The 18,116-nt window shown below is 50.0% G+C and carries 17 protein-coding genes, 1 other RNA gene and 1 other annotated feature; of the genes, 12 read left to right on the plus strand and 6 right to left on the minus strand.

The features are described from left to right. Positions 1-8 precede the first annotated feature (8 nt). The 3 genes from H6X83_RS11275 to rnpB all read left to right on the plus strand — a co-directional run bounded on the left by H6X83_RS11275 (position 9) and on the right by rnpB (position 1,479). Positions 9-809: a GNAT family N-acetyltransferase gene (locus tag H6X83_RS11275; RefSeq protein WP_212506578.1), complete on the plus strand. Its 801-nt coding sequence runs from the start codon at positions 9-11 to the stop codon at positions 807-809. A 19-nt stretch (positions 810-828) separates the two neighbouring features. Beyond that, positions 829-1,074, plus strand: a complete 246-nt coding sequence (locus H6X83_RS11280; RefSeq protein WP_212506579.1) for a TIGR04076 family protein — start codon at positions 829-831, stop codon at positions 1,072-1,074. A gap of 52 nt (positions 1,075-1,126) precedes the next feature. Then, positions 1,127-1,479: RNase P RNA component class A (gene rnpB / locus H6X83_RS11285), an RNA gene on the plus strand. A gap of 101 nt (positions 1,480-1,580) precedes the next feature. Here the strand turns inward: rnpB and H6X83_RS11290 are convergent. Both H6X83_RS11290 and H6X83_RS11295 read right to left on the minus strand, forming a co-directional pair. Further along, entirely contained in the window at positions 1,581-2,156 is a 576-nt protein-coding gene (locus H6X83_RS11290; RefSeq protein ID WP_212508572.1) for a GrpB family protein, read from the minus strand. A gap of 16 nt (positions 2,157-2,172) precedes the next feature. Continuing rightward, positions 2,173-3,351 (minus strand): MalY/PatB family protein, encoded by a 1,179-nt coding sequence (locus tag H6X83_RS11295; protein WP_212506580.1) that lies wholly within the window; start codon positions 3,349-3,351, stop codon positions 2,173-2,175. A gap of 162 nt (positions 3,352-3,513) precedes the next feature. On the opposite strand from H6X83_RS11295, the gene H6X83_RS11300 reads away from it, so the two are divergent. From H6X83_RS11300 to H6X83_RS11325, 6 genes are all read left to right on the plus strand, one after another. Further along, positions 3,514-4,407, plus strand: coding sequence for a metal ABC transporter substrate-binding protein (locus H6X83_RS11300; RefSeq protein ID WP_212506581.1), 894 nt, complete (start codon positions 3,514-3,516; stop codon positions 4,405-4,407). A gap of 15 nt (positions 4,408-4,422) precedes the next feature. Continuing rightward, the gene (locus H6X83_RS11305; RefSeq protein WP_212506582.1) at positions 4,423-5,166 is read left to right on the plus strand and encodes a metal ABC transporter ATP-binding protein; all 744 of its coding nucleotides are present in this window, start codon (positions 4,423-4,425) and stop codon (positions 5,164-5,166) included. Beyond that, a complete protein-coding gene (locus H6X83_RS11310; RefSeq protein WP_246419210.1) occupies positions 5,163-6,008 on the plus strand; it encodes a metal ABC transporter permease in 846 nt (281 codons plus the stop codon). Before H6X83_RS11305 ends, H6X83_RS11310 begins: the two co-directional genes overlap by 4 nt. Positions 6,009-6,191: 183 nt before the next feature. After that, entirely contained in the window at positions 6,192-6,734 is a 543-nt protein-coding gene (locus tag H6X83_RS11315; protein ID WP_212506583.1) for a helix-turn-helix domain-containing protein, read from the plus strand. Next, entirely contained in the window at positions 6,727-7,449 is a 723-nt protein-coding gene (locus H6X83_RS11320) for an ABC transporter ATP-binding protein (RefSeq protein ID WP_212506584.1), read from the plus strand. Before H6X83_RS11315 ends, H6X83_RS11320 begins: the two co-directional genes overlap by 8 nt. Beyond that, the gene (locus tag H6X83_RS11325) at positions 7,433-9,010 is read left to right on the plus strand and encodes a hypothetical protein (protein WP_212506585.1); all 1,578 of its coding nucleotides are present in this window, start codon (positions 7,433-7,435) and stop codon (positions 9,008-9,010) included. Before H6X83_RS11320 ends, H6X83_RS11325 begins: the two co-directional genes overlap by 17 nt. 92 nt (positions 9,011-9,102) lie before the next feature. On the opposite strand, the gene H6X83_RS11330 is transcribed toward H6X83_RS11325, so the two are convergent. Then, the gene (locus tag H6X83_RS11330; RefSeq protein ID WP_212506586.1) at positions 9,103-9,960 is read right to left on the minus strand and encodes a patatin-like phospholipase family protein; all 858 of its coding nucleotides are present in this window, start codon (positions 9,958-9,960) and stop codon (positions 9,103-9,105) included. Between the two features lie 205 nt (positions 9,961-10,165). Further along, positions 10,166-10,422 (plus strand) — a binding site (T-box leader). Between the two features lie 54 nt (positions 10,423-10,476). Here H6X83_RS11330 and H6X83_RS11335 point away from each other — a divergent pair. The 3 genes from H6X83_RS11335 (at position 10,477) to H6X83_RS11345 (ending at position 13,438) form a co-directional block, all read left to right on the plus strand. After that, on the plus strand, positions 10,477-11,493 hold the full coding sequence (locus H6X83_RS11335) for an ABC transporter substrate-binding protein (protein WP_212506587.1): 1,017 nt from the start codon (positions 10,477-10,479) through the stop codon (positions 11,491-11,493). 249 nt (positions 11,494-11,742) lie between these two features. Further along, a complete protein-coding gene (locus H6X83_RS11340) occupies positions 11,743-12,660 on the plus strand; it encodes an ABC transporter permease (protein ID WP_212506588.1) in 918 nt (305 codons plus the stop codon). Continuing rightward, the gene (locus H6X83_RS11345) at positions 12,632-13,438 is read left to right on the plus strand and encodes an ABC transporter ATP-binding protein (protein WP_212506589.1); all 807 of its coding nucleotides are present in this window, start codon (positions 12,632-12,634) and stop codon (positions 13,436-13,438) included. Before H6X83_RS11340 ends, H6X83_RS11345 begins: the two co-directional genes overlap by 29 nt. A gap of 59 nt (positions 13,439-13,497) precedes the next feature. Here the strand turns inward: H6X83_RS11345 and H6X83_RS11350 are convergent, their stop codons facing one another. The 3 genes from H6X83_RS11350 to araB all read right to left on the minus strand — a co-directional run bounded on the left by H6X83_RS11350 (position 13,498) and on the right by araB (position 18,072). Further along, the gene (locus H6X83_RS11350; RefSeq protein ID WP_212506590.1) at positions 13,498-15,150 is read right to left on the minus strand and encodes a lipopolysaccharide biosynthesis protein; all 1,653 of its coding nucleotides are present in this window, start codon (positions 15,148-15,150) and stop codon (positions 13,498-13,500) included. Between the two features lie 169 nt (positions 15,151-15,319). Then, positions 15,320-16,039 (minus strand): L-ribulose-5-phosphate 4-epimerase, encoded by a 720-nt coding sequence (locus tag H6X83_RS11355; protein ID WP_212506591.1) that lies wholly within the window; start codon positions 16,037-16,039, stop codon positions 15,320-15,322. A 365-nt stretch (positions 16,040-16,404) separates the two neighbouring features. Next, a complete protein-coding gene (araB, locus tag H6X83_RS11360) occupies positions 16,405-18,072 on the minus strand; it encodes a ribulokinase (protein WP_212506592.1) in 1,668 nt (555 codons plus the stop codon). Positions 18,073-18,116 lie beyond the last annotated feature (44 nt).

Below are 18,116 nucleotides of genomic sequence, written 5' to 3' on the forward strand. Positions count from 1 at the left end.
GAACAATCATGATTTACCAATGTACAGAAAAAGACCGCAGCCGTATTTTAGACTACATAGCAAAAGAACCGGAAATGAACTTGTTCATCTTCGGTGATATTGAAAATTTCGGCGTAGCAAAAGACCCGGTCTGGATCCGTATCCTCACCAACCCCGATGGCAGTTGGAATGCATTGCTTTTGCAGTTTTTTGATAACTTTGTGCTGTACAGCCAAAATGCAGATTATGACGCTGCCGCCGCTGCGAAATTTTTAAAGCAGCAGAAGCCATCCTGCATCAGCGGCAAGCTGGAACTGCTCAAACCGCTTGCTCGATATTTTCCGGATAAAGACTTAGAGCCGACCTACATGAGCCGCTGCAACAAAGTGAATCCGGATGCGGTGCACCCGCTGCCTGCGGATGTTACGGTTCGTGAAATGACACCGCCTGACTTTAAAGAACTCTCTGAACTTCTGTGTAAAATCGAAGAATTTGCAAAGACCTACACGAACCCTGAAAAATCCAAAAAAGAAAAGCTTATCAACTATGAACACGGAAGCCACACGTACGGCGTTTACCGTAACGGTAAACTTCTTGCCACTGCCGCCACTACCGCTGACAACAGCCAAAGCGCGATGATCGTCTCCGTAGCGACCCTTCCCGGTGAGCGCGGTCACGGCTTTGCAACTGCAGCAGTAGCAAAGCTCTGCGCAAACTGCTTTGCGTCCGGAATGCATTTCCTCTGCCTGTTTTACGACAATCCCGCTGCGGGGCGCATTTACCGCCGCATTGGCTTTGAAGAACTCGGTCAGTACGCAATGCTGCACTAAGCCAAAAGGAGCTGCTTTTATGCCGCAGGTAAAAATTACTGTCGTGCAAAGCCACTGCCGCGCCAGCTGTATGAAACAAGGGGACTGCTTTCTAATCGGTGATGTCTGCCCACCAATCTGCCATGAATTGTGGAATTGTGCGTATCCAATGGTTTACACGCTGCTGAACGGCGGTATGCTGGACTACGGCGCCGGAAAAGCGCCGATGTTTGACCTTGCGTGCCCAGACGGCAGCCGTGTTGTCATTCACGGAGAACGAATTTGAGGTTAATCATTACTTGACGGAATCGACAGATTCCACTATAATAGAAGAATTGTGAGCAAGCTGGACGGCCGCGGGAGATGCGCGAAAGCAAACTTCCGAGGAAAGTCCGGGCTCCGAAGGGCAGGATAACGGCTAACGGCCGCCGGGGGTGACCCCAGGGAAAGTGCAACAGAAAATTACCGCCGCGGCAGCAATACCGCGGTAAGGATGGAACGGCGAGGTAAGAGCTCACCAGCGTCATGGAGACTTGACGGCTATGCAAACCCTATCCGGAGCAACACCGCAGAGGGACATTATGCGCCGGCCCGGCGCGTCCCGGGGAGGTGGCACTGAGCCGCGGCGGCAACGCCCGGCCAAGATAGATGGTCGTCTAAACAGAACCCGGCTTATAGGTTTGGTCACAATAAAAAAGCTGCCGCATGGGATTTCCCTGCGGCAGCTTTTTTTGTTTCATGATTAAAGTTTTCAAGCTTTATTCTATTAAACGGTTTCACAAATCAGAGCTTTTAAGCATATATATTGCCGTATTTTTTCCTTGCTTTTTCAGTAACAGCTAAGATGAATTCACCTTTTGCCTCTGTATATGCATCTCTATTATGTTTGTATTTTGCCATTAAACTTAATTTTAATTTTTCATACGCTCTTGCTGTTTCGGGGTTTTCCATGAGGTAATCTCTAAAATACAGTTCGTTCCAATCATCTCGATATCTTACGTGCAAATGATACACTTTATCAGCAAAGCCCATTTTGGTATACCCTTTATTATAGGTTTGCTTAAATTTGGGACTGTCTGTTGAATTCATCAGCAGCCAGCCCATAGACAGTAATTTTTCTTTTATTTCCTGCAAATCACTGTCTGCTGAAGTTTCCATCAGTATATCAACCGTTGGCTTTGCAATTAAACCTTCTACAGCGGTACTTCCAATGTGATTTATCCTGATAATTTGCTTGCCGAATTTTTCTATCAAATTTACTTTTTCAGCATGATACCATTGTTTATATTCTGGATTGTGTTCTTTTAAAATGATGGGAAACAACTGCCACAACTCTTCCAATGTCATTTCAGATAATTCTTTCACTATGCAACTCCTTATTCCATCAAGGTTTTAAAGCGCGTTTCAAACGCTCCAGTGCATCCTGCAGAACAGATGTCGGGCAGGCAAGGTTCAGTCGCTCAAAGCCACGCCCCTCTTTGCCGAACACATACCCTTCATCCAGGAACCATTCCGCTTTCTGCTGCATGAAAGATTCCAAATGACGGTAATCCATGCCCAGTCCGCGAAAATCCATCCACTGCAAATACGTTCCCTCCAGCGGAAAAACGTGAATCTGCGGCAGGTTCTCCGCCATAAACGATTTTACCAGCTCGTGGTTTTCCAAAAGCAGTTTGCGCAGCTGGCGCAGCCAATCATCACATTCAGTATAAGCGATTTCACAGGCTTTCAGCCCCAAAATGCCCACGCCGCCGACTGCGGTCTTTGCAAATTCCCCGCAGAACTCTCTTCGGCGTTCCTCATTTGGAATGAAAATATTGGAAGTTTGCAGCCCCGCCAGGTTAAAGGTTTTGCTGGGTGCCGTACAAACAATGCAGTTCTGCGCAGCTTCTTTGGAAAGCGAAGCAAACACCGTATGGTGTACCCCCGGCAGCAGCAAATCCGAGTGGATTTCATCCGACACAACAAACACATGATTTGCAAGGCAGATTTCCGAAACACGCCGCAGTTCCTCTCGGTTCCAAACACGACCCACCGGATTGTGCGGGCTGCAGAAAAGCAGCAGCTTGTTTTTGGGGTCACGCGCTTTTTCCTCTAAGTCCTCAAAATCAATGGTGTAGGTGCCGTCCTCCAGGCGCAGCGGATTTTCCACAGCCAGGCGTCCATTCTTTTCAATCGCGCCCAAAAAAGGATAATAGACCGGCGGCATCAGAATGGCGCCGTCCCCCGGCTCGGTAAAAGCACGCACCGCATTGAAAAAGGCAGGCACAACCCCCGGTGAAGTGACAATCCAGCTTTCATCAGGTTCCCAGTTGTGCCAGCGCTTCATCCAACCGAACACCGCTTTTTTGTATGCCGGTGTCATACCAGTATAGCCCAGCACTGCGGAATCTAAAAAGCTCTGCAAGCCCATAATAATTTCCGGCGGATTCATCAGTTCCATATCCGCCACAGAAAGCGGCACAGTTTCCGGCGAAACATCCGGTTTCTTTACATACATTTCATTCCATTTAAAGGACCCTGTCCCTTTTCGCTCCACCTTAGAGGAAAAATCATACCGCATAACCTGCCGCTCCCTTCGCTGTTTACAAAGTATATGGTACCTGTCCGAACAAAGCTTGTCAACAAAAGAATTTTCGCACACTGCTCTTGACATCATCAAGTTGGAATGTTATGATTGATAATGCTAACGATTCGCATTTATGACCATTTCCCGGAGGGATTTATGAAACAAATATTTTCAAAAATAACCGCCGGACTTTTGGCAGCAGTCCTGCTTCTGTGCACACTTTCCGGCTGTGTACGCCGCACCGCGGAGAAACCAAGCTTCCGTGTTATGACTTCTTTTTACCCTGTGTATATTATGGCCGTTAATATTACAAACGGTATAGACGGTGTGCAGGTCAGCGACATGGCGGGGCAGCAAACCGGCTGCCTGCACGATTACCAGCTGCAAAGTTCGGATATGCAGGCGCTTTCCAGCGCTGACCTTTTCATTATTAACGGCGCGGGCATGGAAAGCTTCATGACCAAGGTAACAGACCAGCTGCCAAAACTAACCGTACTGGACAGCAGCACAAACGTGCCGCGCATTACAGACGAAACCGGCGAAGTTAACCCGCACATGTGGGTAAGCATCAGCAGCTACATCATTCAGGTGCAGAACATCGCCGCCGGGCTGGCAAAAGCTGACCACACACACGCGGTACAGTACCAAAAAAATTCCGATGTTTACCTAAAAAAGCTTGAAAATCTGCGCACACGGATGCACACTGCGCTTGACCCGCTGCCCAACCGGAACATTATCACCTTTCACGAAGCATTTCCCTATTTTGCAAAAGAATTTGACTTAAATATCGTACAAACCGTTCAGCGGGAACCGGACAGCCAGCCCAGCGCTAAAGAACTGGCCGAATCCATCCGGCTGATTCGCTCAAGCGGTGTCAAGGCTGTGTTCGCAGAACCGCAATATGAGCAGTCCGCCGCCAAAATCATTGCACAGGAAAGCGGCGCTTCCATGTATTCACTGGACCCCGCTGCAACCGGCAGCAACGATGTAAACGCTTATCTGGATGCGATGGAAAAGAATATGCAGACACTGCAGAGAGCACTGCGGTGATAAGGAGATTTTGAGATGGCAGAATGTAAATGCAGCACCGAAATCCGCAGCCTGGGGGTCAGAAGGCACGGTGCCCAGATTCTGCATGACGTGAATCTGGACATCCACCACGGTGAAATTTTGGCGCTGATTGGGCAAAATGGCGCCGGCAAAAGCACCCTGCTCAAAGCGCTGCTGGGTCGTTTGCCGCACACCGGCACGGTTACCTTCCGCAATCCACAGGGAACGGTGCTGAAGGAACCGCACATAGGCTATGTGCCGCAGAATCTTGTTTTTGACCGCGCCACACCGGTCACCGTGCAGGATATGCTGAGCGCCAATCTGACCCGCTTCCCGGTCTGGCTTGGACACCACAAAGAGCAGAAGGAGTGTGCCGCCCAAATGCTGCAGCGTGTAGGCGGTTCTCCGGATTTGCTGCCAAAGCGCCTCGGTGCGCTTTCCGGCGGCGAATTGCAGCTGGTACTGCTTGCTTTCGCGCTGGAACCAATGCCGGACTTGCTGCTGCTGGATGAACCGGTTTCCGCTGTGGACCGCCGTGGTATTGAACTGTTTTATGACCTGGTGACCCATATGCGCAAGCAGCACGAAATGCCGATTATTCTGGTTTCGCACGACCTTTCGCACGTTATGAAGTATGCAAACCGCGCAGCACTGCTGGACGGAACGATTGTAGTCAGCGGCCCTGTCGAAGAAGTGATGCATACAGACGCAGTGCAGGAGGCCTTCGGGCTGAAATTGGCGGGAGGTGAGACCCTGTGAATGCGCTTTACACTTTGATTGACACGATTCTGCCTTTTGACTGGACAGAATTCACCTATATGAAGAATGCATTGATTGCCATTCTGATTATTACGCCATTGTTTGGGCTTGTCGGCACCATGATTGTCAACAACAAAATGTCCTTTTTCAGCGACGCACTCGGCCACTCCGCGCTGACCGGCATCGCCATCGGCGTACTGCTCGGTACAGACAACTACCTGCTTTCCATGATGGGATTTGCGCTTGTTTTTGCGCTGTGCATTTCCGCAGTCATGGGCAGCGGTGTTTCCAGTTCCGATACCATTATCAGCGTGTTCTCCTCGGTTGGTCTTGCGCTCGGCGTGGTGATTCTCTCCGCAACCGGCGGCTTCGCGAAATATTCGGCTTACCTGATTGGCGATATTTTGACCGTGCAGCCGGAGGAAATCACCCTGCTGGCGGTCTTGCTGCTTGCGGTCATTTTGATGTGGATATTTTTCTTCAACAAATTCATGCTTTCCAGTGTCAATGCGGACCTTGCCGCCAGCAAGAACATTCACGTCAGTCTGCTGCAAAACATGTTCGTCATCATCATTGCCGTACTGGTAACCGCCACAATCAAGTGGGTCGGCATTCTGATTATCAACTCTCTGCTGGTTCTGCCCGCGGCAGCAGCACGCAACTTGGCGCGCTCTATGCGCAGCTACCACTTCTGGGCAGTCGGCATCAGCCTATTCTCCGGCATTTCGGGTCTGATTTTCAGCTACTACGCAGGCACAGCGGCAGGCGGCACGATTGTGCTTGTGGCCGCAGTCATTTTCTTCATCTCGTTCTTTATTGGCAAACGTGCGGAGCACGCTTGACACTGACACAAGGGCGTTTTTAACTGCTTTTGACCTTAAATATACTTTTCTGCAGCATCGGTACGGTTTCACTGTATTGGTGCTGCTTTTTGCTGTAAAATATTTTTACAGGATATTGACTTTTATCAAAAATAATATTATTATCACATTTGAGATTAATAAATCTCGGCAGAAGGAGCACGCATGAAAAAAAATTTTGCAGACATTATTATGAACCCGGTACGGCAGCGCATTGTGCAGTACTTTATTCTGCACCAAAAAGCCACTGTCAGCGAAATTGCCGCCGAGCTCTCCGACGTTTCGCGCGCAAGCCTGTACCGCCACATCAAAATTTTGTTTGAAGCGGGCTGCCTGGAAGTACTGGAGGAAAAACCTGTGCGCGGTACTGTGGAAAGAACCTATGGGCTGGTTGCTCAGCCCATGGGAAGCGACGTTTCCAAGCAGGATGTTTCCATGCTGATTCAGAATTCACTGTTCGCTATCATGGCTTCTTTTGCGCAGTACTTTCAAAACAGCAGCACAGAGGATGCCCAGAAAGACATGATCAGTGTTTCTTCCTGCACCCTGCTCCTTTCAGACAAAGAATTTACGGATATGCTCGGAAAAATCGGTCAGGTGTACAACGAATACCTGAACAACAAACCAACTGCAGAAAGGAAAGAGCGATGCCTCACATTCATTTCTGCTCCGCCGCAAAAAGACGGCAAAGGAGAAAACCATGCTTGAAATCAAACATCTTTCAAAGACCTACAAGGGCGGCAAAAAAGCCGTTTCCGACCTCAGCCTAAACATTGAAGCCGGCGATATTTACGGCTTTATCGGGCACAATGGTGCCGGCAAAACCACCACGATTAAGTGCGCGGTCGGCATTATCGACTTTGAGGAGGGTGAAATTTTTATTGACGGCCACTCCATAAAAGATGAGCCCGTCAAGTGCAAGTCCCTGACTGCCTATATTCCGGATAACCCGGATTTGTACGAACACCTTACAGGTATCCAATACCTGAATTTTATTGCGGATGTTTTCGCCGTTTCGCAGGAGGAACGCACCAAACGGATTCAAAAATATGCGGATATATTTGAACTTACCAGTGCTCTTGGTGATCTGATTTCCTCTTACTCCCACGGTATGAAACAGAAGCTGGCGGTCATTTCCGCACTGACCCACCACCCGAAGCTGCTCATTCTGGATGAGCCATTTGTGGGCTTGGACCCGGAGGCTTCCTTTAAACTGAAAGAAATTATGCGGGAACTCTGCCAGGAAGGCAGCGCTATTTTCTTTTCCACACATGTACTGGATGTCGCAGAAAAGCTGTGCAACAAAATTGCTATTATAAAGAATGGGTGTTTGGTCACGGCAGGCAAAACAGAAGAACTGACACACGGTCAGTCACTGGAATCCGTATTTATGGAGGTGGTCGGTCATGTGGAAACAGATTAAGCTGCTGACCGGCGTGGAGCTGCGCGGTGCTTTTGGTTTCAATGAGGCACGCTACGGCAAGGACCCAAAAAAGAAGCGCCGGGCCATTCTTCTCAGCATTTCCTTTGTAATCATTGCACTGGCGATTCTGTTTTACATCGCTGTTATGACCGCCGGACTTGCCGCCATCGGTATGGCAAAGGCTGTTCCCGCCTTTTTGTGCATGATCATCAGTGTAATTATTTTGTTCTTTACCATTTTTAAAGCCAGCGGAATTATTTTTAATATGCAGACTTACGAAAAGGTAATCGTGCTGCCGGTCAAACCGGCCGTTATTGTGATCAGCCGATTCTTAACGGTGTACATTTTCAATGTCCTGATGAGCCTGCTGGTGCTGCTGCCTGGCACGATTGTGTACGGTATTTTTGTAAAACCGTCGTTTGGCTTCTACCTTGCGATGTGTGCGGGTACTTTCCTGATTCCGTTGCTGCCCATTACAATTGCAACTGCACTGGGTGCACTGGTTTCGGCTGTTTCCTCCAGAATGAAGCACAAAAACTTTTTTTCCATTGTGCTTTCCTTCGTCGTTGTAATCGGCATCATCCTTGGTTCTTCGCTGCTTTCCGCACAAAGTAAAAACATTACGGACAGCCAGGTTGCTGCTTTTTCCACCACTGTATTTGAGCAGATCGGTAAAATTTACCCGCCTGCTATTCTGTTCTCCAATGGTGCTGTAAACGGCAATATTGGCGACTATCTGCTTTTCGCCGGCATCTCAATTTTGGTTTTTGCTCTGTTTGTATTGCTGGTACAGCGCACATTCGTTTCCATCTGCACGGCGCTCAATGCACATATTGCCAAACGGAACTACGTAATGAAAGAGCAAATGCAGAGCTCGCCGCTGAAAGCACTTTACCAAAAAGAACTCAAGCGCTACTTTTCCTCCAGTATCTATGTACTTAACAGCAGCATCGGCTACATCATGATGGTCATCGGCGCGGTTGCGGTGTTTGCGGCTGCCGGAAAAATGGTCAACGCATCTGTTCAGATACAGCTGGCACTCGCTGTACTTCTGGGACTGGTCGCTTCCATTTCCCCAACAACTACCTCTTCCATTTCAATAGAGGGAAAGCAGTGGTGGATTGTCAAAAGCCTGCCGCTTACCGCCAAAACAGTTTATGACAGCAAGCTGCTGGTGAATATGACGATTGCGCTGCCCTGCTATGTCATTACCGAAATTTTGCTTTGCTTCCCGCTGCACCTCAGCGCCGAAAACCGCCTGTGGATGCTGGTGATTCCACTTCTGTATATCCTGTTTTCTGCTGTGATGGGGCTTACCATCAACATCAAAATGCCAAACTTCAGCTGGGATTCGGAAGCAACCGCTGTCAAGCAAAGCGGTGCTGTGCTGGTGACAATGCTGCTCGGCTTCGTTGCCGCCGGTGTGCCCGCCGGACTTCTGTTCCTTCTGCCAGTCGGAACATGGGGGCTTATCATGGCGACCACTGCCGTTGTGCTTGCAGCGCTCACCATTCTGCTTTATCGGGTGAATAATAAAGTTGCTTTAAAAACCATCAACTAAATTGAAATGCTGCTCTCTCACTTATCTCAATTAAATTTTAAAAAGCACTTTGCCGCCGCAAAAGGTGACAAAGTGCTTTTTGTTAATCCCGATTATTTGTCCTGCTCCAGCATATTCTGCACAGCCGCAAGTTTTGCCCGTGTGTCACGTCTGCCCATGCGGTAAATTTCCATCAGCGTTTTCGAATTTTTTTCGTAGCGGCTGATATTGATGGGGCTGCTCGGCCGGATAACGACCATATTCCCCATTGCTTCCTGCCGACGAATAAACACCAATTCGTGATTGTACACATCCGTGCGTGCCTGCAGGGTATCGATAAATGCCGGGTAATCTCTGTACAGCGTCTTAATAAATGCACGCGGATAATCCAGCCCCGGACGTTTGCGGAAAGAATAGTCCCGTGTTAAAACCACTACATTTTTGAGATTGCCGTCACAAATAGAACGTTCATACGGCACCGGAGCCGCAATGCCGCCGTCCAAATACGGCCGTCCGTCAATCGTGATAATATTGGACAAAAACGGAAGCGAGCTGGAAGCCTGCACCGGCAGGAAATGTTCGTCCATATCCTCCCTGCCAAAGAAAGCCGCTCCACCGGTCAGCAAATCAGTTGCACCCACCATCAGCCGCACATTTGAACTGCGGAACGCTTCTTCATCAAATGGATTCAGTTCATGAAAAAGTTCGCCAAAAATAAAGTCAAAACCAAAAAGAGAGCCTGTCTGCCGTAGATTTCTAACACTGACATACCGGTCATCCGTCACGTATTTATAAAATATTTCCTTGTTCCTCTCGTACTGACCGGAAACGTAGCTAAGCGCACAGCACGCGCCCGCAGAAACTGCATATACTGACGGAAAGCTGACTTTGTTCATCATTAACTCGTCCAGCACACCCGCGGTATAAACACCGCGCATTCCGCCGCCTTCCAGCACCAATCCAACTGCCACGGCTTATCCCTCCATCTTTTCTTTTTCCTTCATTATAAAAGAACAGGCGGCAAAAAACAAGGGCGCACGTTTCTTCATTGTTTACCAAAATAAAATAATTGTCACCTTTTGTTTACAACTGTATTTCAATAATTATCCTGAGTCACCAAATTATTTTACTTGACAAACAAAAAGTCTGGCCCTATAATATCAACAAAGTAAATCGCGAAAACCTGTGAGAAAGAGAAGTACGCCGGCAGATGCCGTTTCAGAGAGCTGTGCATTGGTGAAAGCACAGTACGAACACGGCTGGCAGAATGGACTTTCGAGGGCAAACCCAACGGTGCATCTTGCCAAGTAGGGGCGACGGAGTCTTTCCCCGTTACAAGGAAAGCGCGCATGGCTTTGTGCGCGGCAAAGCGGACGCATTTGCGTCAATCTGGGTGGTACCGCAGGAGTGTATTCAAAGCTCTTGTCCCTGTTGTTTTCAGCAGGGGCAAGAGCTTTTTTATAATCATTTTGAGGAGGAACAATCTTATGAAAAAGGCAGAAGCACGTTTTACGGCAGCAGTTTTAGCAGGAATTTTGGCAGTTTCCTGCACAGCCTGCGGTGGCGCAGGAACTTCCGGCAGCGGCAATACAGCAACGGGCGGGAAAAAAATCGGCGTAATTCAGTACACCACCGTTCCTTCACTGGACAACTGCTACAAGGGCTTCATCAAGGGTCTTGCGGATGAAGGCTTTACCGAGGGCAAGAACCTGACGATTGACTTTCAAAATGCACAGGCGGAAACCGCCACAGCAGACACACAGGCACAGACCATGGCCGCGAAAAAGTACGACCTGATCAGCGCAATCGCCACCCCCGCCGCAATGAGTGCGTACGCTGCGGCCAAGGCAAACAACATTCCAGTGGTATTTACCGCGGTCAGCGATCCGGTCGCTGCGAAACTGGTGCAGAGCCTTGACAAACCCGGCACCAGCTGCACCGGCAGCAGTGATCAGCTTCCGCTGGAAGCACAAGTCAAGATGATTCGCGCATTCCTGCCCAAAGCAACCAAAATCGGGATTCTTTACACCACCAGTGAGCCAAACTCCGTTTCAACACTGGCACGCTTAAAAAAGATCGCGCCGAAATACAATTTTGAAGTTGTGAAACAAGGTGTCACCAATGCAAGCGAGGTTGCTTCCGGCGCGGAAGCACTCATTGCCAAAGGCGTTGACTGCTTTAACAACTTTACCGACAACAACGTTGTCAACAATCTGCCAAGCGTTCTGCAAGTTGCCAACAAAGCAGGTATTCCGGTGTTCGGCTCGGAAGAAGAACAGGTTAAAAATGGCTGCCTTGCCTCCGTCAGCATTGACTTTGTCGCACTGGGCGAGGAAACCGGTAAAATGGCAGGCAAAATTCTGAAAGGTGAAGCCAAAGCAGAGGATACAAAGGTCTATGTTGTACAGGAAGGCAAGCCAATTTACAACACCGACGTTCTCTCCAAGCTGAAGCTGACCCTGCCGGATGACTACAAGAGCGCTACAAAAACTGCTACAAAGTAATATGCTTTTCACTTGGAAAAGCCGCAAATACAGCTTGTTTGATTATTCATTACGAAATTACTTTCCGCCGCTTACTATAGCAATTCTAAAAATTATTGGCACAAAGACAAGACTCTGGGCTTGCTTCTTATGCTGCTAAGAGTAAGACCGTGGCGCTGCGCGCGCCACACTGCGGTCGCTTTCTAAGAAAGCGACAGAAAGTAACTTCACATCGCTATAAAATGACCTACAGGAAAGCAGGGATACGGATTGGATATTTTTATTGGACTTGTACAGGTCATCCTGCGCGAGGGATTCATCTACGGCATCATGGCGGTCGGCGTCTACATCACCTATAAGGTTCTGGATTTTCCGGATTTAACTGTAGACGGTTCGTTCCCGCTTGGGATGTGTACGGCGGCGGCACTGATTACAGCGGGCGTCAACCCGTGGCTCGCGTGCTTAATCAGCTTTGCGGCAGGCGCGGGCGCGGGTGCCGTTACCGGCCTGCTGCATGTCAAACTACACATCACCGACCTGCTTTCCGGTATTCTGGTCATGACCGCCCTGTTCAGCGTCAACATGGTCATTACCGGCAAAAAAGCAGTTATGGCAATTTACGATATGCCTACAATTTTTAACAGCGGCCTTGGCGGTACGCTGCACACTGCACTCGACCAGTGGGGCTGGGTGCTCATGGCGTTCATTGTCTGCATTGTTGTAAAACTGCTGATCGACGCCTACCTGAAAACACGCTCCGGTCTGCTGCTGCGTGCTTCCGGCAGTAATCCGCAATTTGTGATTTCACAGGGCAAAAATCCCGGCAACATGAAAATTCTCGGTCTGATTCTCGGCAACGGCCTGACTGCACTTTCCGGCTGTGTGCTGACCCAGCAGAAAGAAAGCGCAGACGTCACCTCCGGCACCGGCATGGTGGTAATGTCGCTCGCCGCCGTCATTATCGGCGCGGCGCTGCTGGGGCGTGTAAAGTGGATGAAACCCACCCTCACCGCAATCATCGGCATGATTTTGTACCGTGCCTGCCTCACCATTGCCATGCAGCTGGGCATGGACACCAATTTCTTAAAGATGCTTATGTCCATCATCTTTGTCATTGCTTTGGTTGCAAGCCGCTTTGCAACGGGAAGGAGGAAGCACAATGCCGCAGTTGACCGCACCCGCATCTGACGCGTTAGTTCGTATTGAGCATATTTACAAAACATTCAACGCCGGTTCTGTTAACGAAGTGGTGCTGTTTCAGGATTACAATCTGCAAATCCGCGAAGGCAGCTTCACTGCGGTCGTCGGCAGCAACGGTTCCGGCAAAACAACGATTCTCAACCTTCTGTGCGGCAGCCTTCCCGTTGATTCCGGCCATATTTTTGTAAAGGGAAAAGAAATCACCAAATTAAAGGAACATGAACGCAGCCGCTTCATTGGGCGCGTGTTTCAGAATCCAGCAGCAGGCACCTGCCCCAGTCTGACGATTCTGGAAAACATGGCGCTGGCAGACAACAAAGGCGGCAGTTTTCTGCTGCAGCGCGGCGTAAACCGCAAACGCGCCGATTCCTACAAAGAGCAGCTTTCGCTGCTGCACATGGGGCTGGAAGATAAACTCGGCATACAGGTGGGCAGCCTTTCCGGCGGGCAGCGGCAGGCACTTGCGCTGCTGATTGCAGCCATGACGCCGCTTGATCTGCTGATTCTGGACGAACACACGGCGGCACTGGACCCGCGTTCCAGCGAAACCGTCATGGAACTGACCCGCCGGGTTGTGGAAGAAAAACACGTTACCACACTGATGGTAACGCACAACCTGAAATTCGCCATCAATTACGGCGACCGGCTGATTATGATGCACCGCGGAAAAATCGTTTTGGATGCCGCTGACGATGAAAAGGCAAAACTCGGCACGCATGACCTGACGGAAAAATTCGCCGAAATTGGTCTGGAGGATGGAAACTAAACAAACGAATCCCCGACTGCCGCAAATTTACTTTGCGTGCAGCCGGGGATTTTTATTTTCTAATGCCGGTAGCGGTCATGGGAAAAGTCTTCGTCCTCTTCTTCCTTAGCACGCAAATACGCCTCGTAGTCGAACCCATCTTCTTCGTCCACCGTGGACTTGTAGCGCGAGCGATGCGGTGCTTCTTTTGGCTGCACATATTCTTCCCGCGCGTATTCTTCATCCTGTGATAGCTGCTCATGTGTCAGTTCTGGCTCCCGATGCATCACGGGTGCGGCCTTTGGTTCACCGGTCAGCCATGCCGGCAGCTTTGCAAGGATACGCGTCGGCAGCACCTTGCGTACAGACTGCATCAGCGGTACAAAGTTAATTGCAATCATCAATACCGTCAACAGGGAACACCACAGATAGCACCACTTGACATTCTGCACCATCAAAAATGCTTCCAAGCCCAGAACGACTGTATCCGCAGTCAGGCGCAGCGGGCTGAACCGCACATGAATAAACCGACGCGTGTCAAACACACGGGTAATAAACATAATAAAATATGCCATAAAGGTAGCAAACGCCGCACCATGCGGCCCCCAAAGCGGAATCAGCACCACGTTAAGCACAACATTGACAACCGCCGCGATAATCGTTGTTACCATGTTGTTCACGCTGCGCTTTTCTACCATATACACCGTGCCGAGGAAACTCGCCAGGCAGGAAAAGGCCGTTGCCAGCACAAGCATAGGAATGTAAACCCAGCCTTTGTGGAACAAAGGGCCGGAGGTCAGCACATCAATGAGCGGACGGCACAGCAGAATGACCAGCGCACTGCCAACAAAAACGATGGCAGTCATGGCATGGAATACTTTCGTGAAAAACCGTGCTCTCCCCTTTTCTTCAGTGATGGAGGACATTTGCCACGCATCCAGAAAGACGCTGACTACCAGTGAAATCAAGTTTGGTATTTTGTACGCACCGGCAAAAACACTGGAAACCGTATCTCCCAGCATGCTCTGCACCATCAGCCGGTCCGCACTGTTCGTCAGCCAGAAGGCAACTTTGTTTGGAATCAGCGGTGCCGAGTATTTCAGCATCTGTTCAGTAGTCAGCTTATTCAGATGGCGGAAACGAATAAATTTGTGCAGCCCTGCAATCCAAAACAAAACCGCCGCGCCAATCAAATCGGGAATAATAATGCCCAGCATAAACCCGGTAACGCCCATTTTCAGCGGATACAGGAACAGAAGTGTGAAAATGACCGTAGTAAAGGTTGTAAAAATGCCCTCTGCCGCGTACAGCTTGACCATATTCCTCGCACGAATAAACTGACTGCACATATTACGCAGTGAGGAAGTAAACACGAAGACTGCCACCAGCATACTGCGCCCTTTCATAAATTCCAGCCCCGGAATATTTTCCAGCAGCGGAGAAAGCAGCAACAGCCCCAGTGAACCTAAACAGGTGACCAGCAGGCTGACCGTGAAAACATCTTTTTTGTTGTACCGGCGGTCCAGCCCAAACCGGGTAATACCATCCACAATCTGCAGGGAAAACAGCGGAATCAGCACGTTGCCCATATCCTGCAGCACACTGGCGGTACCGAAGTCACTTCCCAGCGCGTGTGTGTTGAACCGCGTCATCAGGATAGTCAAAATCTTGGAGCTAAAAGTACCCACTGCAAAAATCAGCGTATTGGACAGCAGTGTTTTATATTTATTCAAAAAGCAGCGCTCCCGTCAATATAATGAACAGAATCAATCTGTATTATAGCATACTCAAATGCAGAATTACAATGGACACAAAAAACAACGGACTGCTTTTTCATAACCTGTTTTTCAGCACAAAAGCCGCAGGCTCTTTTCAGAACCTGCGGCTTAGTTTTTTGTGCAGTTAGTGTTTTTTTGCCTGTCCGTAGTAAGCGTGCTCGCCGTGCTTGCGCAGGAAGTGCTTGTCCAGTAACTCCTGCTGCATCGGCTGCATCCGCACGCCCTCGGTATTTTCAGTGTGCCATGCCATCATGGCAACTTCCTCCAGCACAACGGCGTTGTAAACCGCTTCATTGCAGTCTTTGCCCCAGCTGAACGGCCCGTGGGAATGTACCAGCACTGCCGGCACATGAATCGGGTCGATTTTGCCGTTTTTGAAAGTTTCCACAATCACATTGCCGGTTTCCTTTTCGTATTCGCCGGTGGTGACAGTGCCGATTTCTGCCGGTGTCATTTTGCGAGTGCAGGGAATCTCGCCGTAAAAATAATCGCCGTGTGTGGTGCCGTATGCCGGAATACCGCGGCCCGCCTGCGACCAGATTGTCGCCCAGCGGGAATGGGTGTGCACCACGCCGCCAATACCGGGGAACTGGCGGTACAGCACCGCGTGTGTCGGCGTATCGGAGGACGGATTCAGTTCGCCCTCCACCTTGTTGCCGTCCAAATCACAAACGACCATATCCGCCGGGGTCAGCTGGTCATAAGGAACGCCGGAAGGTTTAATAACAAACAGCTTGGTTTCCGGGTCATAGCCGGAAACGTTGCCCCAGGTAAAAACGACAAGACCGTGCTTCGGCAAATCCAGATTTGCCTTGCACACTTCTTCTTTTAGTTTTTCAAGCATGATAATTTTCCTTTCTGCAGCAATTCATAAAAAATGATAAAGAGTTACTTTCCGTCACTTTCTTAGAAAGCGACCGCAGTGTGGCGCGCGCAGCGCCACGGTCTGATTCCTTGACCTTATCAGAAGCGCTCGCGGGTTTGTTACTCCCCTTTCAAGAGAAGATGTCCGCGCAGCGGACAAAAGGGTGTTCCCTGCAAGTCAGGCTCCCAAGGTCTTGCACTTGCGGCGTGGCTTCACCGCCGCAGGGAACGCTGCTGTATATCCCTTTTTTACAATAAGAGCTTTTCGGGCAAGTGATAAGACCGTGGGCTTCGCCCACACCCACCGCCTTTAAAAAGGCGGGCGAAACTTTTACTGAAAGAGCCTCAGTGTGTCTGTTCTGCTTTCAGTGTTTTCAGCCGCTTCATCACGTCATTTGCTCCGCGGCCGAAGTAGTCGTGCAGAGTCTTATATTCCGCAAACAGCTTGTCATAAACTGCCGCATTCTCCGGAATCGGTGTATACACAGTATCTTTGACCTTGCCCATTGCACGTGCTGCTTCAAAGATGTCGTCATAACCACCGGCTGCCTTGCCTGCCGCCTTTGCGGCAAAAATAGCACTGCCCAAAGCCGGCCCCTGCAGGGAGCCTGCAATCTTAATCGGCATATTGATAACATCGGCATAAATCTGCATGGTCATCGGGTCTTTCTGGCTGATTCCGCCGGAAGCAAAGAATTCCTCCACCGGTACACCATGCTCCCGGTAATTTTCAATAATGGCGCGGGTGCCGTATGCAGTTGCTTCAATCAGTGCACGGTAAATTTCCTCCGGCTTGGTTTGCAGGGTCATGCCCAGCATCATGCCGGTCAGGTCAACGTCAACCAGGATGGAACGGTTGCCGTTCCACCAGTCCAGCGCCAGCAAGCCGCTTTCGCCGGGCTTCTGCTTCTCTGCTTTCTCACGCAGGAACTTATGAATGTTCTTGTCCTCTGCTTTTGCCGCTTCATAATAGGAAGCGGGCAGGCAGTTTTCCACAAACCATGCAAAGTGGTCACCTACGCAGCTCTGGCCGGCTTCATAGCCGTAGTAGCCGGGCATTACGCCGTCAGCTACCACACCACACATACCGGGAACCTGCTTCTCCTCTTTGCCCATCATAATGTGGCAGGTGCTGGTACCCATGATTGCCAGCATTTTTGCCGGGCCGTCAATGCCGACTGCTGGCACGCAAACGTGCGCGTCCACGTTGCCGATTGCAACAGCCGTACCTGCATGCAGGCCGGTGAAAGCGGCGGCTTCTTCGGTCAGAACGCCTGCTGTTTCACCCAGCGGAGTAATCACTTTGCCCAGCTTTTCTTCTACAACGTTTTCTAAACGCGGGTCAAGCGCCTTGAAGAAATCCTTGTTCGGATAACCGGTGCGCTTATTCCACATTGCCTTATAGCCGGCGGTGCAGGAGTTGCGGGTTTCCTTGCCGCACAACTGCCAAATGATCCAGTCAGCCGCTTCAATCCAGCGGTCCATTGCACTGTAAACTTCCGGAGCTTCGTCCAGCACCTGCCACAGTTTCGGGATTGCCCATTCGCTGGAAATCTTGCCGCCGTAGTTCTGCAGCCACGGCTCTTTGCGCTGTGCTGCAATTTCGTTCAGGCGGTTTGCCTTGTCCTGGGCGGCATGGTGCTTCCACATCTTTACATAAGCGTGCGGATTGTGTTCAAATTCGGGCAGGAAGCAGAGTGGTGTACCATCCGCTTTTACGGGCAGAATGGTGCAGGCAGTGAAATCCGTGCCAACGCCGATTACGTCAGCGGGGTCAATTTTGCTTTCCGCCAGCACAGCCGGAATCGTCTTTTTCAGCACATCGAGGTAGTCCTGCGGATGCTGCAGCGCCCAGTCCGCGCCAAGCTTCGTGCCGTCCCAGAGTTCCTCATCCATAACTGCATGCGGATACTCATATACAGAGCTTGCCACTTCCTCACCGGTCTGTACATTGACCAGTACAGCGCGGCCGGAAAGGGAGCCGTAATCCACGCCGATCGTATACTTTGCCATCTTAAGTTCCTCCTAAAAGCTAAATAATATTTATAATATTGGAA

Origin of the sequence: Caproicibacterium amylolyticum (genome assembly GCF_014467055.1) — a bacterium.
Lineage (GTDB): Bacteria > Bacillota > Clostridia > Oscillospirales > Acutalibacteraceae > Caproicibacterium > Caproicibacterium amylolyticum.